The following is a 24,426-nucleotide window of genomic DNA, read 5'->3' as shown; positions in this document are numbered from 1 at the left end:
TGATAGTTTGCCGGCTTAGCCATTTTCGACGCGACAGGCGTGACGTTCGAATTTCCGTCAGCCACCCGCCGAACTCGGTCAGCCACCACAGAAGGAGACGACACTTTGATCGAGCACGCACTTGTCCTACAATTTCCGCTTAACGAGAGGCGGAATCGTATCATGGCTACAAACGGCGCGGACGACAGGAACCTGCCGCGCCTGGCGCGCATCGACCCGCGCCAGTTCGACCTGCTGTTCGGCGGCTGCAAACTGGAGCGCTATGCCGCCGGCCAGCACCTGTTTGTCCAGGAGGATGCCTCCGACCGCATCTATGGCGTGATAAGCGGCACCGTCGAGATTTCGATCTATTCGCCCGGCGGGCAGAAGCTGGTCGCCAATATCGAGCTGTCGCGCAGCCTTGTCGGCGAGATCGGGGCGCTGGACGGGCGGCCGCGCACGGCAACCGCCATCTGCCTGACGGCGTGCGAGCTGGTGTCGCTGAGCCGGACACAACTCTTTGACCGCATTGAGAAAAACCCGCCTCTTGCGCGCGCGATGATCGAATTGCTGTGCACGCGGCTGCGCTGGGTCAGCGGCGAGCTGGGCGACCAGGCCTTTTTCGGCATCGAGGCCCGGCTGGCGAAGCGGCTGGTGTTCCTGAGCGGCGTCATGGCCGACTCCGCCGGCTGGATTCCGATTTCACAATCGGAGCTCGGCGAATTCCTCGGCGCGACGCGCGAATCGGTCAACAAGACGCTCAACGACTGGCGCAGCCGGCAGATGATCGCCATCAAGCGCGGCGGGCTGCGCATCATCAACACCGCTGCGCTGAACCAGATCGCCGATTCGCAGGACGACGACTGAGCAATCAAGCTCGGCGACTTCGCCGTAGCTGTCTCGGCGACTTCGCCGTAGCGTCCTCGGCGACTCCGCCGTGGCCTTCGGTCGCTTCGCCGCGAAACGATGAACTGCCCTGAGCGCCCTCGATCAGAGCCGCGAGATCAGATAGCGCAACGCCGAGCGGCTCGGCATGAAGAAATAGCCGCCACCTTTCGTGGTGACGAACTGCGGCACATCCTTGAGCACAGTGACCTTCTCCCACGACGGGATGGTGAAGTGGCTGCAGCCTTCGCGCGAGCCGATTGTCGGATCCTTCTCACCGACAAGGCCCTCGAATGACGTCGACGAGACCCAGGTCTGCTGGACAAATTCGTACTGACGCTCAATGTCGGCGTTGAGGCACATGAAGAGCAATCCCTTCTCGACCTTCCCGCCCCTGTCCTTCTTTTCATAGGTACGGCCCACACGCAGCATGCGGTGACGCTTGCCGATCTGGATCTGGGTCTCGCGATCCTCGCCTAGTGAATCGCGCGGATTGGACCGGCGTATGTGCGCGCCAAGCGGACAGGCGTGGCCCTGAGAATCCTCGGCACCGAGCGCAAAGTCATTGTCGGCGGCACGTCCGGGATGATCGGGATTGCGCACCAGCGAACTGCCGTTCTGCCAGCGGCCGAGCATCTTGGCGGCAACCCATTCTCGAGTGATGGCGTCATTGCCGGTTTCGCTCGCCGCCCGTGCGGCGGCCTCTTCGCAGTATTTGTTGAAGATGCCGACATGCTGCTCGAATTGGCGCACGACAAGAAATGAGCCGTTGCGGCCGAAGTCCCGCGGCGGCGGAGGCAGGCCGGGAATCAGTCGGCTGCGGCGCACCTGCGACAGGATCCTGTTCTGATCGCGTGTGGCACTCACCGAGGGCGAGGCCGGATAGAAGCCATGCTCGTCGCGATAACCGAACAGGAACTCGCCGGGCTCGACCAGATGCATGGGCGCGGCAACCTTGTTGGCCCGCGCCGTCCCCCGCACGATCGGCTGCGATATGCCGTCAGCAAATCCGAAATGCTCATAGGCCGGCTGACGCCTTTGCTTGCCGTGGTGCTCGGCGGCCTCAGCTGCTTTTGCTTCCGGTTCGCCCGGTTCGCGGTTCACAATGAGCGGCAGTTCGGCGGCGACGGTCATTCCGGCCTCTGCCGTCTTTTTCTTCACGGCGGCGACCTCGTTCTTCAGGATGGCTGGCGTCTTTGCGTAGCACACGACAACTGCGTCGACCGGCTTGCGCTGCGAGCCCCACTCCCATCCGTCGCTGCCCGTGTCGTCCAGAATTCGCCCACGCTCGGGATTGCCCATGCCGTGGCGGAAGGCGATCGGGAATGTATCCAGCGGATCGTCATCAATGCCCTCGTCGAGCCCCAGCTGCCGCAAACCACCAGGGCCGAAGGCCACTGTCATGGCTCGGCTGACCGGCTTGCCATCGCCGAAACTGGTCTGTTCGATGACGAAGGCCAGCCAAGCCTTGCGTTTGGCTCGAGGAAGTTTCTCCGGCACTTGGATTGCCATCATATGGCCATAGCCAAGCGGGCCGAACGGGCCAAAGAAGATGGACTGTATCTCGCCGGTTTCCAGCTGCTGTTCGAGAGGCGGCGGAAAGGCTGAACTGACATTGGCCAGAATCGAGGTGGTCTTTTGAACGGCGGTTCTTTCCGTCATCGGCCGCGGCAGCGAACCGAACAGGCTTAACCAGTCGCGCGCCTCGTTGCCGGTTGCGGAAGCGATGCCGCGCCTGATGCGCGAATTGTTCCGGATGCGAACGGTGTTGAGGTCGCGGTAGGCCGAATACCAGAAGAGCGTCGGCACTTGCTGGCGGCGCGCCCAGCGCTTGAACCGGTCGCCGTCGCGCGCGCCATCGAGGAACAGCCAGCGCGTGCGCGGATAGCCGACGGCGTTGCTCCACACACCGGTCAGGCCGGCGGATGCCTTGGCGATGAAGTCCTCCAGATAGCTTTCCCAGCTCCCGCCATAGTTGGAGAAGAACATCAGCTTGTTGGTGCCGGGCAGCACTACCCATCTGGCGAAATGGATGGTGTTGATGGTGTTGAGAAAGCCCGGCTTGAACACTTTTTGCGCCGAGATCGAGATCAGGTAAAAAGAGAGCCTGAGCGCCGACCGCCTCAAGATACCGGGCTTCATCGTCGAGATTGCGGTCAGATTGTTTTGCGCTCCATGGTCCTCCCTGGCGAGGATTTCCTTCAGCACGGATATCTGAATCGAGTTGGTCTCCGGCCGGTCACTGTCTTCAAGGCGTCGCAGCGCCCAGAAGCAGAGCCCCAACAGCAAACCTACGGACGACAAAATGCCAAGCGCGCTCAAAATCAGCGAGGCGCCAACGATAAAAATGGCGCGGAAGGCCCACCAAGGCGGATCATTGAACACCGTCACATAGGTCAGCCATGCGAAAAAGAGCCAGACGGCCAAGACACCCACAAACACGGCTGGCGTGAACAGCGTCGAGGTGAAGGCATACCGCCATTTGCCCGGCGGTTTCTCGAGCAGGCTTTCGGCCGGCTCGAACGCCCAGGCGAATTTTCCCAGCGAACGGACATGCTCGCGGGCTTCGGCGAGCACCGCCGGAGCGTTGCCGGTACCTTTTCGAGGCCGTTCGACGATACCGCGCACAGCTTCGGCAAGCTCATGCTCGGCAAGGATACGGCGCACGGAATGTCCCGGCGTCCCCGAGAAAACCAGCCCGGCGGTACTGCCGAAGGAAGGCGATATCTCGATGTGGCGCTTCTTCAGGAAGTCCTCCAGCGAGCCGCCGACAGGCAGGCCGCACACGTCCCTGAAGATCGGCCGCAGCCGGTCACCGATCGATTGCGCCACGGCGGCAATGACATCGTCGGTGCTGCCGTCGCCGGAGATCTCGAACACCAGCGCACCGGTCTCGATCCCCGATTTCTCGTCCTTGCCGGTGGGAGCGACGGCCAGGCTGGTGAAATGAATGGTCCCGACCTTGTCGAGCGCGGCGCGGAGCTCGCCAATCGCCGGATTGCCGAGGCCGGCGACTTTGTCGCGCACGGCATCAAGCGGCATCGGGCAGGTGATCGGGCAGACTACCGTCACCATCGACTGGTCGGCGGTGCGGCAAAGCGGCGAGCGTTCGAAATCGACCTTGAGGCCTGCCGGATAGGCGCCGACATTGACCATCTTGCCGGCCCCGCCCCGCGCGCGGGCCAGCTTCGGTTTGCTGAACAGGGCGCGGACGCATTCGCCGATCTGGATGCGGGCGATCTCAGCGCCGATGCACAGATGTATGCCGTGACCGAACACCATGTAGTCGCGATACGGGCGCGACGTATCGAACTCGTTCGGCCGCTGCACGATCTCCGGATCGAACATCGCCGAAAGCGTGGCCGGCATCACCACCGTTCCGGCCTTGACCAGGCGCTCGCGGCGGGTGCCCTTGCCGATCACCGCGTCACGCCTTGTATAGCGCCAAGGGCCGATCCAGATCGGCTTGAAGCGCATGGCTTCCATGATCGCCCGGTCGAGCTTCCCGGTATCGCCGGCCACGATTGCCTCATCCACGGCCTGCCGCGCATCGGTTCGCGACAGGATCACATCCAGGCAATTGCTACCGGCGAGCACATTGGTCGGCACGAAGCCGGCGACCATGCCGAGCATGATCGAATGGATGTCGGGCAGCGACAGGCGTCCCTGGTCCATCAGTGCGACGAGACGGGCCAGCGGCCGGTCGTCCTCGCCTGCCCTTTCCCTGACCGCGGCGATCGAGCGGTCTATGACCTTGATCAGCCGGTCTCCGGCGACCACGGCAAGCTGGCGCGTGGCGGGATTTGCCGTCGGATCGGAAAAGAACAGCGCGCTGAGCGCGATCGACCAGTCGGCGAACTCGCTTTCGTCATCGATCTCGAGACCGAAATAATCGCGGCAGATGCGCACCGGCACGATCTTCATCAAGCCGGCGATGGCATCGAAGCCGGGGCTGGCGCGGGTCATGATGTCGCGCGAATGGCGCTCGGCGATCGGCCTGACGGTGGCTTCGACTTCCGCCGGTGGAAAGGCGCTCAGCACAGCCGATTTCATCTGCCGGTATGCGGCGCCGTCCTGCATGCCGAGAATGAAATTCGAGCCCCGGGCCAGTTCGGCCATTTCCGGCCCGTAGGGCGTCTCGAACTCGTCGCCGCGCTCCAATATGTCGCGAACATCCGCGCCCTTGGTGACGAGCAGGAAATTGCCAAAGCCGAGATTCGGCCAGAAACGGCGCAGCAGCGCCAGCAGCCAGCGCGGATCGCCGAAAAGGACGCCGGCGATGCGCGAAGCAATGCCGCCCTTGGAACGCAGCCGGTCGATGTCGAACGGCGGCATCTCGGCAACGGGACGCTGGTTCTTCTGGGCGGCCCTGACAGCAGCGAAGTACTTCAATGTGATCATGCGCGTTCAAGCCCCCCGGCTGTCCACGTCAATGCGATGCCGGCATATTTCTGGCCTAGGTTTGCATCGGTCCGGCGTATGTGAATTCGTTCACAGTCATTTGTTGTCGGCCCCGGCAATCATGCAGCTGACTTGGCTCGATCGAAATTGGCGATCAGAAAATTGTTCTTGGCCGGGTCGACGAACGGTATCCAGCGTATCCTCTGCTCGGAAAAATCGGGATGCCTGGTCGTGAAGATGGCGAGCTCCCGCGCCGCCTCGTCGCGCCGGCCGCTTCTGATCAGGGCGCCTATCTTCAGGAACCTGGCGTAAAAGTAACTTGGCGACAGGTTGAGCGAGCGCTCGGCGGTGGCGATCGCGGCCGGCCAGTCCTCGACGAAGCAATAGGCGGCGGCCAGTTCCCCCAGATTGTGGAATCGATAGAGGTCGAACGGGCTCAACCGCTCGGTATCGAGGAAGAACGGTATCGCGCCAGTCGCATCGCCAAGCAGCAGATACGCGCTGCCCATGGCCGAGCGGGCGAAGGCGAAGCTCGGATTGATGTGGATCGCCTCGGTGAGGTGCTCGGCCGCCAAAGCCGGAAGGCCGCGCATGATGTCGGCGGCGCCGAGATAAGCATGCGGACGCGCATCGAGGCTGTCCATCAGAAGCGCCTTGCGCGCAAGAGTCTCGACTTTTTCCAGGTCGTCGCTATCGCCGAAACGCAGCCACGCCCGCCAGAAGTACCACCATGCCAACTCGTTGAGCACGGCACTCGAGTTCGGATCGTCCCGGTAGGCTCTGTCGAAGAAGTCGAGGGCAATTTCGGTATCGCGACGCGTGCGCCGGTTCATGTGCCAGCGGCCGCGCCTGACCAGTTGCCAGGTTTCGAGGCTCTCCCAAGGCACCTGGAAGGTTCGCGCCTGCTCGGCGCGATCGACCTCCTTGTCGAGGATGGAAACGATCTCGCTGCCGATCTGGTCGCGCAGGCTGAAGATATCGACAAGGTCGCGGTCGAAGCGCTGCGACCAGACCAGGCGCCCGTTCGACGTGTCGGTGAGCGACGCGTTGAGACGGATATGCGCGTCATAACGCGCCAACGTGCCGCTGACGATGTAGCGCGCGCCAAGCGCGTTGCCGATGAGCCTTGTGCCCAGGCTGTCGTCGCGAAACTGAAAGCTTGAACCCTTGGCGATGACCGAAAGCCAGCGCGTGTTGGAAAGGCCGTAGATGATGTCCTCGGCAATACCGTCCGCCATATAGCCGACGTCGGGTTCGCTTCCGTCGCCCTGGAACGGCAGCACCGCGATTGCCGGGGGACCCTTGGCGACCGGTCTGTAGTGGCCGGGCGCGGTGGGGATAGAAACGAAGGAAGTCGCCGCGGCAGGCCCGTTGCCGCCGCGGCCGGCGATCAGGACCTGCACCGGCAGGGCGATGTTCTTCAGGCTGAACTCGCCGAGATCGGTGAAGACCGCCGCTGTCTTGTCCTTCACGTGGTGCCATGTCGTCGCCGAGATGGCGACGCCGTCATGCGGTGCGAATTCCTGAAGCCGGGCGGCGATGTTCACGTCGTCGCCGTAAAGACGGCCTTCGCGGACAATGACGTCGCCGGTGTTGATCCCGGCGCGAAACGGCATGCGCATGTCTTCGGCGACCGCGGCATTCAACGCCACGATCCGCGCCTGGAAATCGAACGCCGCCCGCAAGGCTTCGATCGGATTGCCGAATTCGGCCATGATGCTGTCGCCGGCATCGCCGAACGTGCGCCCGCCGAATGCGCCGCAACTGTCGGCGATGATGTCGCGCCTCTCCTCGAAGGCGGCGACAGCCAACTCGTCGTCGATGCCCATCAGCCTCGAGAACCCTACGGCGTCGATTGAAATGATTGTCGCAAGCTGACGGGTATAATTCCGTTCAGCCATGATCGAGCCCCCAGTCCCCCGCTTCCGTCCAAACAGGCGACCTGTGCTCGAAAACACGTCGCCGCCCGCCGACGGAACTCCTCGGCAGGCCAGCGCGCCGTTGCCACCCTGTTATGGCGGGGACTCTATCAGTATCTTGCCGAAAGCTCTACTACGAACAGCTAATATGACGAATTCTCGATCCGGCGCATGGTTAGTCATTCGTTACATTAAGAGGCACATCCGCATCGCAATATTACCTATTGAAATCGCCCGCTCTTTTGCCCCAAGCGATGCTGAATTGATTAGCGACAGGCGAAGGTCGACTGCCTCAAGGCAAATGCCTCAAAATGCGTTGTTCTTACGCAGCGGAACAAACCTGCCTGCGTGCGAGTTTCTCACCGCACCCGGGCCGATACGAGATTTGGCCAACATGATATTGAGGGCTCTCATGCGCACTTTCGTTTTCGCAACCGGTATCGCGGCCTTCCTTGCCGGTGGACCAGCCTTGGCGGCAGACGAGCAGGTACTGCCGCCGCAAAATGCCAAGAAACTCTCGGAAATCATCGCCAAGGTCGAGCATCGCAACGACTTCCGCTATGTCAAGGAGGTCGATTGGGACAGCGACGGCTATACCGTCACCTACTACACGACGGACAAGGCCAAAGTCCAAATCACCTACGATCCCGTGACCGGCGAACCCAAATAGTCCGCAAGGCCTGCATCCGGCATACTACGCCGTCGACCTCGCCGCCAAAGGCACGTAGGCCCTGCCCGACTCCGAGCATCTGAGGACGCGCCGGGGGCCCTTGCATCGTCACAACTTTGGTGGCTGACTGCCCGCCATGATTGCGGGCACGGGAGTGCATGGCATGATGGGCTACGTCCTGAAGCGCATCCTGATGGTGCTGGTCGGCTATCTGGTCGCGGTGCTGGTCGGGTTGATCGCAGTGGTGGTGATCTACGCGATATTGAGCTCACTGCCCAACGCGCCGGGTTACTTCGAGCTCATGGAATTCACGCCCGTCGCCGTGCTGGTGGTGCCACCGCTCGGCATGTTTGTCTACTTCCTGACGATCATCCTGACGGTGATGCAGACGCTGGTCTTCGCGCTGATCGCCGAGTTCTTTTCGTTGCGAAGCTTTTGGCTGCACATGCTGTTCGGCGCTGCTGCTGCGGCCGCCGGTTTCATGCTGATCTGGCCCGACGCCGCCGACGATCCGGAACGCTGGGCCGACATGGGCATCATCGCCGGCGCCGGCCTCGTGGCCGGCCTGATCTACTGGCTGATCGCCGGGCGCGATGCCGGCTTCCGCCGGCCGCTTGTCAACCGCTTAGCTTGACGGCGTGCGCACAGCCTCAGTCGCGTCGAGCGCCTGCATCAGCTTGGAATCGCGGCCATAGACGTCGTCGAAATACTCGACTTTGCCGGACATGTCCGGCCATGCGGTGAAATAGGCGACATAGACCGGGATGACGCGCGTGACATTCTCGGTCGAATGCCCGTGCTTCAGCTTCTCGGCTATGTCGTCGACGGAGGTGCCAAGCACCGCGGCAGCCATGCCGCGCGGATCCTGCAGCCGAACGCAGCCATGGCTGAGCGCCCGCATGTCGCGCGCGAAGAACGACTTCTGCGGCGTGTCATGCATGTAGATGGCATGCTTGTTGGGGAAGAGGATCTTCAATTCGCCCAGCGCGTTGGCCTCGCTCGGCTGCTGGCGCACGCTAAAGGGGATGTTGGCACCATATGCACCCCAATCGACCGCCGAGGACGGGATCTTCTTGCCGCGCGAATCCGTCACCTCGTAGCCGGCACGGTCGAGGTAGCCGGGATCGCTGCGCAGCCTGGGCAGCATCTCGTTGACGATGATCGACTGCGGCACGCCCCAATAGGGATGGAAGTCGACCTGTTTGATCTGGTTGTAGAAGAAGGCGGTCTGGTTGGTGACCCGGCCGATGACGGCGCGGGTCTTCAGCTTCTCCTCGCCATTGTCGATATAGCTGGCGGTGAAGGCGGGCTGGTTGATGAAGACACGCGGGCTGCCGAGATCGGACGGCATCCAGCGCAGTTCCTCGAGCGCCACCTTGACCTTTTCGATCCTGTCGGCCTTCGACGCGCCGGCCAGCGAAGCAACCGTGCGCGGGCCGATGACGCCATCCCCCTTCATGCCGGCGCGCTGCTGCACTGCCTTGATCACCGGCACAAGGTCCGGCTCGTAGAGCTCGCTCTTGCCCAGCCGGGCCAGCACTTCGCCATAGCTGCCGCCCATCGCATCGTCGAGATTGCGCGAAATCAGCGTCAGCAATTTAGGCAGTTCCGGGCTGCTCTCACCGGGCTTGAGCAGCAGCTTCGGATCGACGACGATCTCGTTTTCCTCGCTGGCCTCGAGCGCTTCCAACTCGACGCGCAGCGCCTGGTACTCGGCGTTCTGCGGATGCCGCGATTCGAGGTAGGTGCGGACCTCCTGGGTGTGCGCCAGCGTCTTCAGCGCGCCCTCGAGATCGAGAGGCTTGGCCGGGAAATCGTAATAGCCGGTCATCCGGTTGGGATCGACGCGACCGCTCTGGGCATCATGGGCATAGCGCAGCACGCGCGCCGACAGCGCCATCTCGAAGCGAACCAGCTCCTTGGTCCGCTCTTCCGGCGTGGCGGAAGTCGCGGTTGCCGGAACATCGACGGAATAATCCGCCGGCGCCAGGCCGTAACTCGCCGCCTCGCCCAAGACCCGCACCGCATCCTGCGCCCTGCTGTTGGGAGCATTGTCGCTTACCCAGATGAAATCCGGATTGGCCGAATAATAGGCAATCAGCGCCTTGGCGATGTCGGGCTCGGCGAACAGCTCGTAATCGCTCAAACCCGCAACCGCATCGCGGAACGCCGTGCTCGTCACGGACGGCACGAAGGCCGCATCCTGCGCCGTCGCCGGCGGCGTTGCCGGCAACAGTGACTTGAAGTCGACGCGAACAAGCTTGTCGGCCCTATAGGTGTTGTAGGTCGGACTGCTGATCCTGACGCCGCCACCACCCTCTCCGTCTGGCGCTGCCGGCCGTATCTTGCGTGGGTTCGGCGGCGGCGGAAATTCGCCCTGCGGATTGTGCCGGATGCCGCCGCCGAACAGCATGTCGAACAGCCCTTGCGCGCTTGCCGGCTGCTGCCCGAAGGCAAGCGTAGCCGCAATCGCGATCGGCATGACAGCTTTTTTGTTCCCGAGAATTCTCATGCTTCACCCGCACCGGTTGTGACCGGTTCCCGTTCCGCGCCGCTGGACGGTCCCGCCCTCCGCATGGCGGATGTATGACGTGACTATACTGATTCATACCGTTTTCGTTAAGCTTCCATAAATTTTCGAAGCCGTGTGGCCGAACGGTTTCACTTCATTGTGAGACCCGAGGCAGCGATTGCTCCGGCCTCGAAAACAATCAGACGTTGGCGATGGCCGGCGCCCTCGGCTGACCCCCGTGACAAACGCAGGGCTTTGTGATCGAAATTTCGGCGGCCGCAACAAGCGTGGCCGGGAGGGTTTGCCGTGAAGAAGGGTTATCGCCAGTTGCTCGACGAGGCGAATGCCGAGATCGAGGTCGTGTCGCCGGAGGAGGCAGCCGGGCTGCTGGAGGATGACGACACCATCTTCGTCGATCTGCGCGACCCGCGCGAGGTCGAGCGCGATGGCAAGATCCCGGGTGCCAAGCATGTGACGCGCGGCATGTTGGAATTCTGGATCGATCCCGAAAGCCCCTACCACAAGCCGTTCTTCGCTAGCGGAAAGACCTTCGTCTTCTTCTGCGCCGGCGGCTGGCGCTCGGCGCTTGCCACCAAGACGGCGCAGGACATGGGACTGACGCCGGTCAAGCACATCCTCGGCGGTTACACGGCCTGGAAAGCGGCAGGCCTGCCGATCGAGCCCGGCCAGAAGAAAAAGGCAGACTGATCGTTGATCAATGCAGGATCGATTCCTGCTGCCCGGTCACAAAGCCCACTGCGCGCGCAACGACATCCCTGTCTCCGAGGATACGGCGGTGGCCGAGCCCATCGGCCCAGTGCAGGTGGACATGCCGACCGGCGCCCGCATAGCGCTTGGCATGGTCGGCATGGACCTCGCGATCGTCCGGCGCGTGGATGATCAGCGTCGGCACGGGTGCCGCGGCAAGCTGGCGGTCGCCGGTGAATTCGCTGAGCGGCCGGCCCGACAGATGTTTCACCCGATCCGCCATGGCCACCCTGGAACGCGGCCCGACATTCATCATGCGGCTGAAATCGTCGAAGATTGCCGGCAGCGAGCTCGGCGCCGCAATCAGCACCAGCTTTTGCGCCTTGAGCGGCGGCATGCCCTTGACCGATGCCGCAACGGCATTGGCGGCAATCGCGCCGCCGAAGGAGTGGCCGACGACGGCGGCAAACGGACCGAACCATTCGCCGGCGACCCGCGCGGCGTCCACGGCATTCACCATGTTGAGATGGCGGCCGAGCGAATGGCCATGCCCGGGCAGGTCGAGCGAGACGACCTTGTAGCCTGCGTTGCGAAACCCTTCGATCAGGGCGCGCATATACTCGGTGCGCGAGCGCCAGCCATGGATGACGAGCACGGTGCCGAGCGATTCCGTGCCCGGCTCGGGCCGAAACTCATGCACTGCGACGCAATCTCTCTTCGTCTTGAGCCTGTGATGGCGCGCCTCGGCCATGAAGGCTGAGGCACGTTCGACGGCGCGGCGTTCGCCATCGCTCAAGGCCTTGACGTTCGGCGTGCGGCAAAACAATTCGAACGCGGCGCGGCCGCTGAGACGCGGCGCAACATGCTCGGCCGCGCCAAAAACGCCCCGGATGACCTTCATTCCAAATGATGCCATATTGGCAGTCCATCCATTCGTTCAAGCATGAACATAATAGTTCAAACATGAACATTAAGCAAGAGCTGCCCTGGGACAATCCTCGCTTCCGCAACTGGGTTGCGGTGGCGCGCGCCTGCCATGTGCTGGAGCGCACGCTGGCGGTGAAGCTTGCCCCACTCGACCTCAAGCCGGCGCAGCTCGACGTGCTGATGAACCTTTACCGCCATCCCGGCATGTCGCAGCACGACCTGGCCCGCAAGCTCTTGGTCGGCCGCTCCAACATCACGATGCTGTTGCCGCAGCTCGAGGCGCGCGGCCTGCTGCGCCGCGAGGGCGACGAGAAGGACAAGCGTGTGCTGCGGCTGAACCTCACCGAGGCAGGCGAAGCGCTGCTGATGAAGGCGTTGAAGGTTCACATGGCGCTGATCGAGAAGGCGATGAGCCAGTCGACGCCGGAACAGTGCGACATGATCGGCGAGCAGATGCGCAAGATCGCCGATGTCCTGAAGGAAGCCTGAGCACCCGAAGCGCAGGGACCCGCCATTTGCAGGCCGCCCTCACCGAAATATCGGTGCACCTGTCACCACATCGTCTTCTTGGCCCGCTCCGGCCATTCCTTGTCGTAAGTTTCCGCGTCGATATTCTTGCGGCTGGTGATCTCGAGGATCTGGCCGGGCGTCGGCAGCGATTTCGGATCGACATGCCTGGCCGGGTTCCAAAGCTCGGAGCGCACGATGGCGCGGGCGCACTGGAAATAGACCGTGTCGACATCGATGACGGTAACCGAGCGAGCCGGCTTGCCGTCGACCATGAACGACGCGCAAAGCCCGGCATCGGTTGTGATATGCGCGCGGCCGTTGACGCGCAGCGTGGTGCCCGAGCCCGGCACAAGAAAGAGCAGCCCGACGCGCGGATCGCGAATGATGTTCTTCAGTGAATCGGCGCGGTTGTTGCCGCGTCTGTCCGGCATCATCAACGTCTTCTCATCGACGATGCGCACGAAGCCGCCGAGATCGCCGCGCGGCGAGCAGTCGAGCCCCTCCGGTCCGCTGGTCGCCAGCGCCACGAAGGGCGAGGCTTCGATGAAGGCGGCATATTCGGGAATCACATGGTCGAGCTCCTTGACGACCGAGGCCTCGCCCGGCAGCCCATAGAGGGCCTCGAGCTGTTCGACGGATGTGATGAGCGACATTCTCTCGTTCTCCGGACCTTTGCCGGCGCTACGCCACGCCCATGACGTTTTGACGACAGCCGGCCGCCTGTATCGAAACTTCCTGCAACCAGGCTAGCGATCCCGGCTCAGCCCCTTCTCGGCCAGCTCGGCAAGATAGGCGCTCCAGCGCTCGTCTTTTTCGTGGCCTAGCGTATGCAGATAGTTCCAGGTGAAGATGCCGGTGTCGTGGAAATCGTCGAAGGTGATGCGCACCGCGTAGTTGCCGACCGGTTCGATCTTGAGGATCGCGACATTGCGCTTGCCCGGAACCGTCACCCGTTGCTCCGGCGAATGGCCCTGCACTTCCGCCGAAGGCGAGGCCACGCGCAGGAGCTCCGCCGGCAATTCGAACGGCTGATGACCGGGAAAGGTCACGGTAAGCAGCTTGCGGTCCTTCGAGACCCTGAGTTCCTTCGGCGCGGTCATGATTTGTCCTGCTTTGGTTGCCCCCTTCCCTACGCCGCTTCGCACGATCCGGATAGATTGGAAGCAGCCGACACGCGATGTCGGTCGGGGAATGTTACCAAAGATCAAGACCTTCTATCTTGAATGCGGCATTGGATCGTATCACATAGCTGTATATAACGACGCAGCTCAGGCCACGGGAAACGCTTGCAAATGGACATGATCGACCCCTTCGGTCGTAACATGATCGACCCCTTCGGTCGCACCATCAGCTATCTGCGCGTGTCGGTCACCGACCGCTGCGATTTCCGCTGTACCTATTGCATGGCCGAGGACATGACCTTCCTGCCGAAGAAGGATCTGCTGTCGCTCGAGGAGCTTGACCGGCTCTGCACCGTTTTCATCGAAAAAGGCGTGAAGAAGCTGCGGCTGACCGGCGGCGAGCCGCTGGTGCGCAAGAACATCATGCATCTGGTGCGCCAACTGTCGCGGCATCTCCAGAGCGGCGCGCTGGAAGAACTGACGCTGACCACCAACGGCTCGCAGCTTTCGCGCTTCGCCGCCGAGCTCGCCGACTGCGGCGTCAAGCGCATCAACGTCTCGCTCGACACGCTCGACGCCGGGAAATTCCACCAGATCACGCGCTGGGGCAATCTCGGCAAGGTGATGGAAGGCATCGATGCCGCGCAAAAGGCCGGGCTGAAGATCAAGCTCAACGCCGTGGCGCTGCGCGACTTCAACGATGCCGAGATCCCCGAGCTGATGCGCTGGGCGCATGGCCGCGGCATGGACCTCACCGTCATCGAGACGATGCCGATGGGCGAGATCGAGGCCGACCGCACCGACCAGTATTTGCCGCTGTCGCTGCTGCGCGCCTCGCTGGAGCGCCAGTTCACGCTCGCCGATATCCCCTACAAGACCGGCGGCCCTGCCCGCTATGTCCATGTCGCCGAGACCGGCGGCCGGCTCGGCTTCATCACGCCGATGACCCATAATTTCTGTGAAAGCTGCAACCGCGTGCGGCTGACCTGCACCGGCACGCTCTATATGTGCCTTGGCCAGGAGGATGCCGCCGACCTCCGGGCGCCGTTGCGCGCCTCCGAAGGTAACGAGTTGCTCGACGCGGCAATCGACGAAGCCATCGGCCGCAAGCCGAAGGGCCATGATTTCATCATCGACCGGCGCACCAGCCGCCCCTCGGTGTCGCGGCATATGAGCGTCACCGGCGGCTGATTTTTTCTCTGGCTTGGTGCATGATCGAACCTGGTCATTGGCCAAGGGGAATCATGCCAAATCTTCATCGCATCGGTTGGTCGTCGCTGGCCGCACTCCTCCCCCTCTCGATCATCATGACGACAACGGCAACCGCCAAGCCGTTCACTTATGTGAATGCGCGCTTCGGCCAGTCATGCACATTCCCCGATGAAATCTTCAACAATCCCATGCCCGAGCCGGAAAATGGCGATGGACAGCAATGGCTTAGTGCCGACGGCGCCAGCCTGACCTGCTCCGGCATCAACAACATCGACAACGACACCCCGCGGGGTTTCGTCGACGGCGAGAAAGCGAGCACCGAGCCGGGCTACAAGGTCACTTACAGCAAGACAGGCAGGAACTGGGCGGTGCTGTCCGGCACCAAGGACGGCAAGATCTTTTATGAACGCCGCCTGTTCGGCAAGGATGACGTCATCCGCACAGTCTTCGTCGAGTATCCCCCCTCGCTCAAGGCGAAATACGATCCGCTGGTCGGCGCCATCACCAAGAGCCTGCGTGGCCCTTGAGGCAGCCGGCCACGCTGAAAATAAAGCGCTTGCGCCGCCTTCGCCCGATTTACCGCCAGCCTTTTCCAGCCTAGCGTCTCAGCGCAATTTTTCGCTCTTAGGGGGAGTGCACATGCGCATATTCATGCTTTCACTTGCAATGCTTGGGGTTGCTGCCATGCCGGCGGCGGCTCAGTCGATCGGCGGCACCTATACGGTCGCCGGCACCAATTTCGACGGTTCGAAATATGGCGGCGAGGCGACCATCACGTTGACCAGCGACACGACCTGCACGATCCATTGGGAAACCGGCGGCTCGACCTCGGACGGTATCTGCATGCGCAACGACAATGCGTTTTCCGCTGGTTACGCGATGGGCAAGGAGATCGGCCTCGTCGTCTACAAGATCGAGAAGGACGGTTCCCTGCACGGGCTGTGGACCATCGCCGGCCAGAACGGCAACGGCACCGAAGTGCTGACGCCGAAGTAAGCCTTCGAAATTTTTGCAAATCGATCTCATGGGTCACGCGGAAATTCGTGGCCCATTTCTTTGCCGTTGCTGTTTTCCGGTTGCCTGCTACAGGCTTGATTTGAAATAAATCCGGAAACGCCTTTTGCCTCTCTCGCCAAATCTGCGCGGCGCGCTGTTCATGATCGTGGCCATGGTCGGCTTCACAATGAACGACGCGATCACCAAATTCTCCTCCGAATCGATGAACATGGCGCAGGTCATGCTGGTGCGCGGCGCCTTCGCCTCCCTCTTCGTCGGCCTGCTTGCCCGGCGGCGCGGCGCGCTTGCCAATCCGGCAGCAATGCTGCAGCCGATGGTGGCTGCGCGGGTGGCGGGCGAAGCCGGCGCAACGGTGTCGTTCCTGATCGCGCTTGCGCATTTGCCGATCGCCAACGTGTCCGCCGTGCTGCAGGCGCTGCCGCTGGCGGTGACGATGGGCGCGGCACTGTTCTTCGGCGAAGGTGTCGGCTGGCGACGCTGGGTTGCCATTGCCGTCGGCTTTGCCGGCGTGCTGATCATCGTGCGGCCGGGTTTCGAAGGGTTCAGCGTCTATTCGCTGCTGGCATTGACCAGCGTCGCCTGCTGCGCGGTGCGCGACCTCGCCACCAAGCGTATCCCGCAGGCGATCCCGACCATGCTGGTGTCGACCGCGACAGCGCTTGCCATGACGGTCCTGGGCGCACTGCTTTTGTCGCCGATGGGCGGCTGGACGGCGATGAGCGGCAAGGCGACCGCGCTGCTGGCGCTGGCGGCGGTGCTGGTGCTGATCGGCTATCAGTTCATCATCATGGCGATGCGCTCGGGCGACATCTCCTTCATCGCGCCATTCCGCTACACCGCGCTTCTGTGGTCGATCCTGCTCGGCCTCGTCATTTTCGGCGACATCCCCGATCCGCCGATGATCGTCGGCGCCGCCATCATCATCGGCTCCGGCCTCTACGCGCTCTATCGCGAGCGCGTCGTGGGTCGCAGACAGCCTGCGGCGGAAAGCGCTGGACCCGATATGGCGCCGGACGGCATATAGGCGCGATGGATCGGACTGTTGCGGGGATCATTCTGGCGGGAGGCCAGTCGCGCCGGATGGGCGGCGGGGACAAACCTCTGCTTTCTTTGGGTAAAGTCCGGCTGCTCGATCATGTTGCCGCCCGATTGAAGCCGCAAGTCGCGATCTTGGGGCTCAACGCGAACGGCGATCCGGCAAGATTTGCCGCCATGGAGCTGCCGGTGCTCAAAGATACCGTGCCGGGCTATGCCGGCCCGCTTGTGGGGATTCTGACCGGTCTCGAATGGGCGACAAAGCAAACGGGCTGCCAGTGGCTGGTGAGCGCCGCCGGCGACACGCCATTCTTTCCCGACGACCTCGTCGAGCGCCTGGTTGCGGCAGCCCACGACCGTCCGGGCGCGATCGCCGTCGCCAGTTCGGACGGCAGATGGCACCCGACCTTCGCGCTCTGGCCGCTCGGCCAGCGCGAGCCCTTGCGTCATTTCCTGGTCGACGAGGACAACCGACGGGTTTCCGCTTTCATCGAGCGCCACGGCTATGTCGCGGTGGAGTTCCCCATGATCGAGGCCGGCGGCCAAAGGATCGACCCGTTCTTCAACGTCAATACGCCGGACGACCTTGCGGAGGCGGAGCGTCTGTTGCAAAGCCTCTGGCCATGAGACGCGTATTCGGCATCACCGGCTGGAAGAACTCCGGCAAGACGACCTTGACGGAAAAGCTGGTCACCGAACTGGTGGCGCGCGGCTGGACGGTTTCGACGGTCAAGCACGCCCACCATGATTTCGACATCGACAAGCCGGGCGCCGACAGTTTTCGCCACCGGCAGGCGGGCGCGACGGAGGTCGCGATCGTCTCCGACCGGCGCTGGGCGCTGATGCACGAATTGCGCGGCGAGGACGAGCCGACGCTGGACGATATACTGGCGCGCCTGGCGCCCTGCGATATCGTGCTGGTCGAGGGCTACAAGCGCGAAGCGCACAAGAAAATCGAGGCAAGGCGGCTCGAGGCCAAGGACCGGACGCCGCTTTCGGCCAACGATCCCAATATCATCGCCGTCGCCGCCGATTTCACGGTCGAAGACGAAAAGCTGCCCGTTTTCGATCTGGACGACACGAAATCGATAGCCGACTTTGTCGAGCGCAGCACAGGTCTCGTGGCTCAAACCAAGTAACGCTGCGGCAGGCGGTGATTGTCGTCTGCCGTTGATTTGCAGTTGCTTTTTTCTCGCAAAGAGTGGGAGTATCCGCTCCAGCGGGCAGTCAAGAAACGGCCGCCCACAAGAGCCGCACGGGACAGCGGCCATGACAATATGAGAGGATTATCATGCGTATTGCACTGCGTATCGCGCTTGCCGCTTCGGCCGCGCTGCTGACACTTGGCGTCGCCCAGGCTCAGGAAAAGACCCTGAGGATCGGCACCGAAGGCGCGTATCCGCCCTTCAACAACCTGACTTCGGACGGCCAGTTGGTCGGCTTCGATATTGATATCGCCAAGGCCCTCTGCGACGAGATGAAGGTGAAGTGCACCTTCGTCGCGCAGGATTGGGACGGCATCATCCCGGCGCTGCAGGCCGGCAAGTTCGACGCTATCGTCGCCTCGATGTCGATCACGCCTGAGCGCCAGGAAAAGGTCGACTTCAGCCACAAATACTACAACACGCCGTCGGCGATCGCCGTGCCGAAGGATTCGCCGCTCAAGGGCGTGACCAAGGAAGACCTCGCCGGCAAGAACATCGGCGTCGCCACCACGACCACGCACTACAATTATGCCTCGAAGACCTATACGGACAGCACCATCAAGGGCTATCCGAGCAGCCCCGAGGAACAGGCCGACCTCGCCAATGGCCGCCTCGACGCGATCGAGGACGATATCGTCGTGCTGCAGCAGTGGCTGGATTCGCCGGACGGCGCTTGCTGCAAGATCCTCGGTCAGCCCTCGCCGCAGCCGGTCGAGATCTTCGGACCGGGCGCCGGCATTGCCGTGCGCAAGGGTGAGACCGATCTGGTCAACAAGCTGAACGACGCGATCGACGCCATCCGCAAGAACGGAAAGTACAAGGAAATCAACGACAAGTACTTCAAGTTCGACGTCTACGGCGCCGAATCCTGATCGATAGCCAAGGGCGGCGAGGCACCCCTCGCCGCCCTTAAATCCTTCCGGGATCGCCACGGAGACACCACCCGTCAATGCCGGCCCAAAGCATTTGGACACTTCTCAGCTGGGGACCGGAAGGCTGGAGTGACGACATTGCGTCTGGCGTTCTGGTCACCATCGCGCTGGCGCTGGCCACATTGCCGATTGGCCTGGTGATCGGTTTTTTCGTCGCCTTCGCCAAGCAGCATGAAGAGCCTTCGCTGCGGCTCGCCGGCAACATCTACACCACCGTCTTTCGCGGCCTGCCGGAACTGGTGACGCTGTTCCTGTTCTTCTTCGGCATGCCGCTTCTGCTGCAATATGTCGTGCGGCTGTTCAATCCGGACGCGACGATCGACGTCAACAGCTTCATCGCCGGCATGATCGTGCTGTCGCTGATCTTTTCCTCCTACGCCAGCGAGGTCTTCCTCTCGGCGTTCCGTGCCATTCCGAAAGGCCAGTATGAGGGCGGCTACGCCATTGGCCTGTCGAAATGGCAGACGATGCGGCTGGTGATACTGCCGCAGCTGATACGCATCGCTTTTCCCGGCCTTGAGAACTGCTGGCTGAGCCTGCTCAAGGACACCTCGCTGGTCTCGGTCGTCAATCTCGCGGAGACCTTGCGCCAATCCGGCGTCGCGGCGCGCGTCACCAAGCATTCCTTCCTGTTCTACAGCGTCGCGGCGCTGATCTTCCTGGCGCTAGCCGTCCTGTCATCGATCGCCACGGGCTACATCCTGCGCCACCTCGGACGGAGGGAAGCGCGATGAGCGTCAGCCAGGCTATCGCGATCGAGAAGCCGCCTCCGCAAACGCGCGGCTGGTCGCGAGCCCGCATCCTCGGTTACGCGCTGGTCGGCATCTGGGTGCTGCTCGGCGCCGGCATCGTTGCCTACCTGATCTATGCGTGGAACGCCGAGTTCTTCGCCAGATACGCTCCGGCTTATCTGCAGGGGTTGGGAACCACCCTGTCGCTGGTGAGTATCTCAATGGTTCTCGGCGCCATCTTCTCGCTGCCGGTGGCCTATGGCCGCATGTCGAAGAACAGGGCCCTCTCCGGGCTTGCCTATTGCTACGTCTATTTCTTCCGTGGCACGCCGCTGCTCGTGCAGACCTACTTGGTCTATTACGGCGTCGGCTCGTTCCGGCCCGAGCTCGAAACGGTCGGGCTGTGGTGGTTCTTCCGCGAGGCCTTCTATTGCGGTGTCTTTGCCTTCTCGCTCAACACGGCCGCCTATCAGGCCGAAATCCTGCGCGGCGCCATCGAAAGCGTGGCGCGCGGCCAATGGGAAGGTGCTGCCTCGCTTGGCCTGCACACATTGCAGACGCTGCGCAAAGTGGTCCTGCCCCAGGCGATCATCGTTGCGCTCAGGCCCTACGGCAACGAGCTCATCCTGATGATCAAGGCCTCGGCAATCGTCGCGATCATCACCGTCTATGACCTGATGGGCAACGCCAAGCTCGCCTACGCAAAGTCGTTCGACATCCAGGCCTATATCTGGGTGGCGATCGTCTATCTGGTTATGGTCGAAATCCTGCGCCACGGCGTTGAATGGATCGAGCGCCGCATCACCGTCCACCTGCATCGCTAGATTGAGCCGTCAAGGTCTGTGCCAGTCGATGCGGCTTGCGGCGCCTTGACGAATTCGCTGCATGGCCTAGACGTTCCGGCACTGAAATCTCTGTTTTGTTGGAAGGCAGGCTTATGGCATCGGTTGCATTTCTCGGTCTTGGCGTCATGGGCTATCCGATGGCGGGGCACCTCAGGAACAAGGGCGGTCATGACGTCACCGTCTATAATCGCAGCAAGGCAAAGGCCGAGCAGTGGGTGGCGCAGCATGGCGGCGCACTGGCGCTGACGCCGGCCGAAGCGGCCGAGGGCAAGGACTTCGTCTTCTCCTGCGTCGGCAATGACGATGACCTGCGCTCGGTGACCACCGGCGCGAACGGCGCCTTCGCCGCTATGAAGAAGGGCGCCGTCTTCATCGACAACACCACCGCCTCGGCCGAGGTCGCGCGCGAGCTTGACGAAGCCGCGCGCAAAGCGGGCTTCTTCTTCCTCGACGCGCCGGTGTCAGGCGGCCAGGCCGGCGCCGAGAACGGCGTGCTGACCGTCATGGTCGGCGGCGACGAGGCCGCCTTCGACAAGGCGAGGCCGGTCATCGACGCCTATGCCCGCATGGTCGGCCTGATGGGATCGGCAGGCGCCGGCCAACTGACGAAAATGATCAACCAGATCGCCATTGCCGGCCTTGTCCAGGGGCTGGCCGAGGGCATCCATTTCGGCAAGAAGGCCGGCCTCGACATCGAGAAGGTGATCGAGGTGATCTCCAAGGGCGCCGCCGGTTCCTGGCAGATGGAAAACCGCCACAAGACGATGAATGCCGGCAAATATGATTTCGGCTTCGCCGTCGACTGGATGCGCAAGGACCTCGGCATCTGCCTGGCGGAGGCCAACCGCAACGGCGCCAAGCTGCCGGTCACGGCACTTGTCGACCAGTTCTACAAGGATGTGCAGGAGATGGGCGGCAAGCGGTGGGACACCTCCTCGCTGCTGGCGCGCCTGGAAAAATAGACAGCGATGGCCCTTCCCGATCCGAGCTGGAGCGTCGATGACATCGTCGCCCACCTGCGCTCGATCGGCACTGCGGAAAACCGGGCAGGCATGGCGCGCTTCGGCATCAACACCGCGAGCGCGCTCGGCGTCGGCAATTCCGAATTGCGGCCGCTGGCGCGCAAGCTGAAGAAGAACCACCAGCGGTCGCTTCTGCTATGGGACAGCGGTGTCCGTGAAGCGCGGCTGATGGCCGCCTTCACCGGCGAGCCGAAGAAGGTCGACATCGGTCAATGCCGGCGCTGGGCCGCGGATTTCGACAGCTGGGAGATCGTCGACACCGTTGCCGACCTGTTTGCCGAAACGCAGTTCTGGCGCGAACTGATCGACGAGTTCGCCGAAGACGAACGCGAATTCGTTCGCCGCACCGCCTTTGCCATGCTGGCCTGGAGCGCGGTGCATCTGAAGAAAGAGCCGGACGCGACCTTCCTTGCCTATCTGCCGCTGATCGAGAAACATGCAGGCGATCCGCGCAATTTCGTCCGCAAGGCGGTCAATTGGGCGCTGCGGCAGATCGGCAAGCGTTCGATGAGCTTGCACGCCCCTGCCCTTGCGCTGGCCGAGAAGCTGGCGGCATCGTCGGACAGGACGGCGCGCTGGATCGGCAAGGATGCGGTGAAGGAACTGACGGATGCCAAACAGCTTGCAAGGCTCGCAGCCGCAAAAGCCTGACCTTGCCGGCATCCGCTTTGTCGAGGTGACGCAAAAAACGCGTGGCCGTTTCGAAACCCTGTTCGAGCAGCCGGGCGCGCCGAAATATTGCTGGTGCATGGCATGGCGCCATTCCAGCCGCGAGCACATCCAGAACGATGAGAAGAAGCGCATGATGACGGCGCTCATCGATGTCGGCACCCCGGTCGGCATCATCGCCGAGCTCGATGGCAAGGCGGTCGGCTGGTGCTCGGTCGCGCCGCGCGAAACCTATCGACGACTTTCTAAGCAGCAGGACGATAGTGAAACCGGCATCTGGTCGATCGCCTGCTTCTATGTCCCAAGGGCATGGCGCGGCGGCGGGTTGGCCTCCGCCCTGCTCGATGCCGCGATCGACCATGCCTTCGACAGGGGCGCGGGCATCGTCGAGGCCTATCCCGTCGACGAGGCCGCACCGAGCTATCGCTTCATGGGTTTTCGCGACATGTTCGTCGCGCGCGGCTTCCGTGAGGTCGGCACCGCCGGCACGCGCCGGCATGTGATGCGGCTCATGCGCTAACCAGCGGGTGATTTGGACGTCTATCCGCCCCTAACGCGGCCTGCTGAGTAAGGATATTCCAGCTACTATCGCCGTAGGTCATGAACCCCGAGTTCTTTCCACATCCACTCGACGCTGTAGCTGGCCATGGGATGAGTTGGATCAGGTTGCTTGGCGGTCTGGTTTTCGAGATATTTCAGCCAATCGACAAGTTTTTGGCGACCGGCCGTGGTTTTGGCGGCCTGACGCGGCGTCTTGTTTCCCAACATTTTTACCGGCTGATCGAGAGTTTCCAGATAATGCCGATTCAAGTACTCGTGGACTGTCTGTTCAGCGATTTCCGGCGTGATGGTCGATCGCGATGTTTCGGCACCGCTGCCCGGCTCCTCGGCCATCATCTGTTCGACAGTCCTGATCTCGGTTAGTGGAGTTCGGACAAGATCGCCAAGGGTCTGCTGGATCAGCGCCGTTCCTCTTGTCGCCCGCGCGGCGGAATTGGCCGACAGATGCAAGAAACGGCCCTTCAACTCGATGTTGCCAAGCACGGGCGAACCGTTGTCCATCGTAGTGTCCATAGCAGGAGCGGCCACCGCATTTGTTTTGGAGCCACCTTTCGGCGTTTCCTCCAGCCAGTTCCAGAATTTCGCGTCTGCTTGCGAGAAGGCTGGGATATTGTTCAACCGGATGGCGATATCCTCCTGTCTCGCGCCGGTCTCCAGCGGAAAACGAACGTTGTGGAATACGATTTCGTCACCGTCGGTGTTCTGTAGCTTCGGCCCCGCTACCCTTCCAAGGGTATCGAACAACCAAGAGAGCGTGAACATGGATGCTGCCGCCTGCAGCTCTTCGTCTTTGACGGCAGGTAGCTTTTTTGCATTTCTTTTGCCGAACAGGCCCTTGAGCCCATCGAACAATGTTTCTGAGGCCTGCGGGGTAAAGGGCAAGACACCGCCGGACATGATGTTTTTTCCCATCACGGGCACGATCCGTGCGGCAAGCCTGTCCCATTGCTTCAAAGTCTTTGTGGCACTGCCCTCGCTGACGGTGATCGGCTCGCTGTCGCGGATAAGATCGCGCGCCACAAAAGACGTCCCCGGGATGACGTTACTTACCTCATATAAACTCATGACCGAGGTGCTCAGCGCTGCCATATACGCCCTTGATTGCGCGCTTTCCTTCCAGCCACGGCGCTTCAGATATGCGTCAACGATGTTGGTGGGTTCGCCCTCGAAATCTTGCGTCAGGAAATCCTCGAACGCGCAACCCCAGAGGGTGTTCGCCCAGTGGTCGCCGAGGAGTTCAGCAAGGTCTTCAAACTCCGCTTCGCCTTCGTCGAGGATCGGCCCGAAGTGTTCATCGAAAACCCCTTCGAAGCATTCGAGCCATTCGTCGCGGCCGAGAAATTTCATCAGTCCGCTGAGGTCGTGGCTGGCTGGCATGGAACTTCTCCAAGTTCTTGCGGGCCGGGCATCGAGGGACGCGCGGCGTTCGCTGCCATTATTCGTCGGCCTATTTTCGGTGCCAGTCCCCGGCAAGGCAAGGCGTGGACAACGATTTCCCAATATTTCTCCGCTCGACTTTCCGCGGGAGCTTTTCCGCGGCACCGACCGGATCCATCGGCCAAAAA

At 62.3% G+C, this 24,426-nt stretch carries 24 protein-coding genes; 17 read left to right on the top strand and 7 right to left on the bottom strand.

The window, feature by feature from the left end:
• Positions 1-162 precede the first annotated feature (162 nt).
• Entirely contained in the window at positions 163-846 is a 684-nt protein-coding gene (locus RFM98_RS25325) for a Crp/Fnr family transcriptional regulator (RefSeq protein WP_320311373.1), read from the top strand.
• A 123-nt stretch (positions 847-969) separates the two neighbouring features.
• Here RFM98_RS25325 and RFM98_RS25320 read toward each other — a convergent pair whose 3' ends face one another.
• Together RFM98_RS25320 and RFM98_RS25315 are read right to left on the bottom strand one after the other, a co-directional pair.
• Positions 970-5,265 carry a cytochrome P450 gene (locus RFM98_RS25320; protein WP_320311349.1) on the bottom strand — a complete coding sequence of 1,432 codons (4,296 nt, stop codon included), beginning with the start codon at positions 5,263-5,265 and terminating at the stop codon, positions 970-972.
• A gap of 119 nt (positions 5,266-5,384) precedes the next feature.
• A complete protein-coding gene (locus tag RFM98_RS25315) occupies positions 5,385-7,166 on the bottom strand; it encodes an adenylate/guanylate cyclase domain-containing protein (protein WP_320311348.1) in 1,782 nt (593 codons plus the stop codon).
• Between the two features lie 430 nt (positions 7,167-7,596).
• Between RFM98_RS25315 and RFM98_RS25310 the strand changes: the two genes are divergently transcribed.
• Both RFM98_RS25310 and RFM98_RS25305 read left to right on the top strand, forming a co-directional pair.
• Positions 7,597-7,854: a PepSY domain-containing protein gene (locus RFM98_RS25310; protein WP_320311347.1), complete on the top strand. Its 258-nt coding sequence runs from the start codon at positions 7,597-7,599 to the stop codon at positions 7,852-7,854.
• A 163-nt stretch (positions 7,855-8,017) separates the two neighbouring features.
• The gene (locus RFM98_RS25305; RefSeq protein WP_320311346.1) at positions 8,018-8,488 is read left to right on the top strand and encodes a hypothetical protein; all 471 of its coding nucleotides are present in this window, start codon (positions 8,018-8,020) and stop codon (positions 8,486-8,488) included.
• On the opposite strand, the gene RFM98_RS25300 is transcribed toward RFM98_RS25305, so the two are convergent.
• A complete protein-coding gene (locus tag RFM98_RS25300; protein ID WP_320311345.1) occupies positions 8,480-10,366 on the bottom strand; it encodes a L,D-transpeptidase family protein in 1,887 nt (628 codons plus the stop codon). The two genes, RFM98_RS25305 and RFM98_RS25300, sit on opposite strands and share 9 nt — an antisense overlap.
• Before the next feature lie 306 nt (positions 10,367-10,672).
• On the opposite strand from RFM98_RS25300, the gene RFM98_RS25295 reads away from it, so the two are divergent.
• Positions 10,673-11,074 carry a rhodanese-like domain-containing protein gene (locus RFM98_RS25295; protein ID WP_140672925.1) on the top strand — a complete coding sequence of 134 codons (402 nt, stop codon included), beginning with the start codon at positions 10,673-10,675 and terminating at the stop codon, positions 11,072-11,074.
• 7 nt (positions 11,075-11,081) lie between these two features.
• Here the strand turns inward: RFM98_RS25295 and RFM98_RS25290 are convergent, their stop codons facing one another.
• Positions 11,082-11,990, bottom strand: a complete 909-nt coding sequence (locus RFM98_RS25290) for an alpha/beta hydrolase (protein WP_320311344.1) — start codon at positions 11,988-11,990, stop codon at positions 11,082-11,084.
• A 47-nt stretch (positions 11,991-12,037) separates the two neighbouring features.
• Between RFM98_RS25290 and RFM98_RS25285 the strand changes: the two genes are divergently transcribed.
• Positions 12,038-12,490: a MarR family winged helix-turn-helix transcriptional regulator gene (locus RFM98_RS25285; RefSeq protein WP_027169363.1), complete on the top strand. Its 453-nt coding sequence runs from the start codon at positions 12,038-12,040 to the stop codon at positions 12,488-12,490.
• 62 nt (positions 12,491-12,552) lie between these two features.
• Here RFM98_RS25285 and RFM98_RS25280 read toward each other — a convergent pair whose 3' ends face one another.
• Both RFM98_RS25280 and RFM98_RS25275 read right to left on the bottom strand, forming a co-directional pair.
• Entirely contained in the window at positions 12,553-13,164 is a 612-nt protein-coding gene (locus tag RFM98_RS25280) for a pyridoxamine 5'-phosphate oxidase family protein (protein WP_320311343.1), read from the bottom strand.
• Between the two features lie 93 nt (positions 13,165-13,257).
• Positions 13,258-13,611: a gamma-butyrobetaine hydroxylase family protein gene (locus RFM98_RS25275; RefSeq protein ID WP_320311342.1), complete on the bottom strand. Its 354-nt coding sequence runs from the start codon at positions 13,609-13,611 to the stop codon at positions 13,258-13,260.
• 198 nt (positions 13,612-13,809) lie between these two features.
• Here RFM98_RS25275 and moaA point away from each other — a divergent pair, with 198 nt between their 5' ends.
• The 12 genes from moaA (at position 13,810) to RFM98_RS25215 (ending at position 22,820) form a co-directional block, all read left to right on the top strand.
• Positions 13,810-14,823 carry a GTP 3',8-cyclase MoaA gene (moaA, locus tag RFM98_RS25270; RefSeq protein WP_320311372.1) on the top strand — a complete coding sequence of 338 codons (1,014 nt, stop codon included), beginning with the start codon at positions 13,810-13,812 and terminating at the stop codon, positions 14,821-14,823.
• A gap of 53 nt (positions 14,824-14,876) precedes the next feature.
• Positions 14,877-15,371 (top strand): hypothetical protein, encoded by a 495-nt coding sequence (locus RFM98_RS25265; protein ID WP_320311341.1) that lies wholly within the window; start codon positions 14,877-14,879, stop codon positions 15,369-15,371.
• 112 nt (positions 15,372-15,483) lie between these two features.
• Positions 15,484-15,840 carry a hypothetical protein gene (locus RFM98_RS25260; RefSeq protein ID WP_320311340.1) on the top strand — a complete coding sequence of 119 codons (357 nt, stop codon included), beginning with the start codon at positions 15,484-15,486 and terminating at the stop codon, positions 15,838-15,840.
• Between the two features lie 124 nt (positions 15,841-15,964).
• A complete protein-coding gene (locus RFM98_RS25255) occupies positions 15,965-16,885 on the top strand; it encodes a DMT family transporter (RefSeq protein WP_320311339.1) in 921 nt (306 codons plus the stop codon).
• A 5-nt stretch (positions 16,886-16,890) separates the two neighbouring features.
• On the top strand, positions 16,891-17,523 hold the full coding sequence (mobA, locus tag RFM98_RS25250) for a molybdenum cofactor guanylyltransferase MobA (protein WP_320311338.1): 633 nt from the start codon (positions 16,891-16,893) through the stop codon (positions 17,521-17,523).
• Complete coding sequence (gene mobB, locus RFM98_RS25245; protein WP_320311337.1) at positions 17,520-18,035, top strand: molybdopterin-guanine dinucleotide biosynthesis protein B; 516 nt, start codon at positions 17,520-17,522, stop codon at positions 18,033-18,035. Before mobA ends, mobB begins: the two co-directional genes overlap by 4 nt.
• A 152-nt stretch (positions 18,036-18,187) precedes the next feature.
• Complete coding sequence (locus RFM98_RS25240) at positions 18,188-18,973, top strand: ABC transporter substrate-binding protein (RefSeq protein WP_217570844.1); 786 nt, start codon at positions 18,188-18,190, stop codon at positions 18,971-18,973.
• Between the two features lie 77 nt (positions 18,974-19,050).
• Positions 19,051-19,767: an ABC transporter permease gene (locus RFM98_RS25235; RefSeq protein ID WP_320311336.1), complete on the top strand. Its 717-nt coding sequence runs from the start codon at positions 19,051-19,053 to the stop codon at positions 19,765-19,767.
• Positions 19,764-20,588 carry an ABC transporter permease gene (locus RFM98_RS25230; protein WP_320311335.1) on the top strand — a complete coding sequence of 275 codons (825 nt, stop codon included), beginning with the start codon at positions 19,764-19,766 and terminating at the stop codon, positions 20,586-20,588. The genes RFM98_RS25235 and RFM98_RS25230 overlap by 4 nt, the downstream gene beginning before the upstream one ends.
• Positions 20,589-20,701: 113 nt before the next feature.
• A complete protein-coding gene (locus RFM98_RS25225) occupies positions 20,702-21,571 on the top strand; it encodes an NAD(P)-dependent oxidoreductase (RefSeq protein ID WP_320311334.1) in 870 nt (289 codons plus the stop codon).
• A 6-nt stretch (positions 21,572-21,577) separates the two neighbouring features.
• Positions 21,578-22,282 (top strand): DNA alkylation repair protein, encoded by a 705-nt coding sequence (locus RFM98_RS25220; RefSeq protein ID WP_320311333.1) that lies wholly within the window; start codon positions 21,578-21,580, stop codon positions 22,280-22,282.
• Positions 22,242-22,820: a GNAT family N-acetyltransferase gene (locus RFM98_RS25215; RefSeq protein ID WP_320311332.1), complete on the top strand. Its 579-nt coding sequence runs from the start codon at positions 22,242-22,244 to the stop codon at positions 22,818-22,820. The genes RFM98_RS25220 and RFM98_RS25215 overlap by 41 nt, the downstream gene beginning before the upstream one ends.
• A gap of 65 nt (positions 22,821-22,885) precedes the next feature.
• Here the strand turns inward: RFM98_RS25215 and RFM98_RS25210 are convergent, their stop codons facing one another.
• Entirely contained in the window at positions 22,886-24,238 is a 1,353-nt protein-coding gene (locus RFM98_RS25210) for a DUF7986 domain-containing protein (RefSeq protein ID WP_320311331.1), read from the bottom strand.
• Positions 24,239-24,426 lie beyond the last annotated feature (188 nt).

The sequence above is a fragment of the Mesorhizobium australafricanum genome (assembly GCF_033977265.1).
Lineage (GTDB): Bacteria > Pseudomonadota > Alphaproteobacteria > Rhizobiales > Rhizobiaceae > Mesorhizobium > Mesorhizobium australafricanum.
The sequence above is the reverse complement of the archived record's forward strand: the minus strand, read 5'-3'. Positions and strand labels throughout refer to the sequence as shown.

Excerpts from the sequence above, each read along its gene's own strand:
- RFM98_RS25325 (WP_320311373.1), top strand. The coding sequence starts at position 163 with ATGGCTACAAACGGCGCGGACGACAGGAACCTGCCGCGCCTGGCGCGC.
- RFM98_RS25320 (WP_320311349.1), bottom strand. The coding sequence starts at position 5,265 with ATGATCACATTGAAGTACTTCGCTGCTGTCAGGGCCGCCCAGAAGAAC.
- RFM98_RS25315 (WP_320311348.1), bottom strand. The coding sequence starts at position 7,166 with ATGGCTGAACGGAATTATACCCGTCAGCTTGCGACAATCATTTCAATC.
- RFM98_RS25310 (WP_320311347.1), top strand. The coding sequence starts at position 7,597 with ATGCGCACTTTCGTTTTCGCAACCGGTATCGCGGCCTTCCTTGCCGGT.
- RFM98_RS25305 (WP_320311346.1), top strand. The coding sequence starts at position 8,018 with ATGATGGGCTACGTCCTGAAGCGCATCCTGATGGTGCTGGTCGGCTAT.
- RFM98_RS25300 (WP_320311345.1), bottom strand. The coding sequence starts at position 10,366 with ATGAGAATTCTCGGGAACAAAAAAGCTGTCATGCCGATCGCGATTGCG.
- RFM98_RS25290 (WP_320311344.1), bottom strand. The coding sequence starts at position 11,990 with ATGGCATCATTTGGAATGAAGGTCATCCGGGGCGTTTTTGGCGCGGCC.
- RFM98_RS25285 (WP_027169363.1), top strand. The coding sequence starts at position 12,038 with ATGAACATTAAGCAAGAGCTGCCCTGGGACAATCCTCGCTTCCGCAAC.
- RFM98_RS25280 (WP_320311343.1), bottom strand. The coding sequence starts at position 13,164 with ATGTCGCTCATCACATCCGTCGAACAGCTCGAGGCCCTCTATGGGCTG.
- RFM98_RS25275 (WP_320311342.1), bottom strand. The coding sequence starts at position 13,611 with ATGACCGCGCCGAAGGAACTCAGGGTCTCGAAGGACCGCAAGCTGCTT.
- moaA (WP_320311372.1), top strand. The coding sequence starts at position 13,810 with ATGATCGACCCCTTCGGTCGTAACATGATCGACCCCTTCGGTCGCACC.
- RFM98_RS25265 (WP_320311341.1), top strand. The coding sequence starts at position 14,877 with ATGCCAAATCTTCATCGCATCGGTTGGTCGTCGCTGGCCGCACTCCTC.
- RFM98_RS25260 (WP_320311340.1), top strand. The coding sequence starts at position 15,484 with ATGCGCATATTCATGCTTTCACTTGCAATGCTTGGGGTTGCTGCCATG.
- mobA (WP_320311338.1), top strand. The coding sequence starts at position 16,891 with ATGGATCGGACTGTTGCGGGGATCATTCTGGCGGGAGGCCAGTCGCGC.
- mobB (WP_320311337.1), top strand. The coding sequence starts at position 17,520 with ATGAGACGCGTATTCGGCATCACCGGCTGGAAGAACTCCGGCAAGACG.
- RFM98_RS25240 (WP_217570844.1), top strand. The coding sequence starts at position 18,188 with ATGCGTATTGCACTGCGTATCGCGCTTGCCGCTTCGGCCGCGCTGCTG.
- RFM98_RS25235 (WP_320311336.1), top strand. The coding sequence starts at position 19,051 with ATGCCGGCCCAAAGCATTTGGACACTTCTCAGCTGGGGACCGGAAGGC.
- RFM98_RS25230 (WP_320311335.1), top strand. The coding sequence starts at position 19,764 with ATGAGCGTCAGCCAGGCTATCGCGATCGAGAAGCCGCCTCCGCAAACG.
- RFM98_RS25225 (WP_320311334.1), top strand. The coding sequence starts at position 20,702 with ATGGCATCGGTTGCATTTCTCGGTCTTGGCGTCATGGGCTATCCGATG.
- RFM98_RS25220 (WP_320311333.1), top strand. The coding sequence starts at position 21,578 with ATGGCCCTTCCCGATCCGAGCTGGAGCGTCGATGACATCGTCGCCCAC.
- RFM98_RS25215 (WP_320311332.1), top strand. The coding sequence starts at position 22,242 with ATGCCAAACAGCTTGCAAGGCTCGCAGCCGCAAAAGCCTGACCTTGCC.
- RFM98_RS25210 (WP_320311331.1), bottom strand. The coding sequence starts at position 24,238 with ATGCCAGCCAGCCACGACCTCAGCGGACTGATGAAATTTCTCGGCCGC.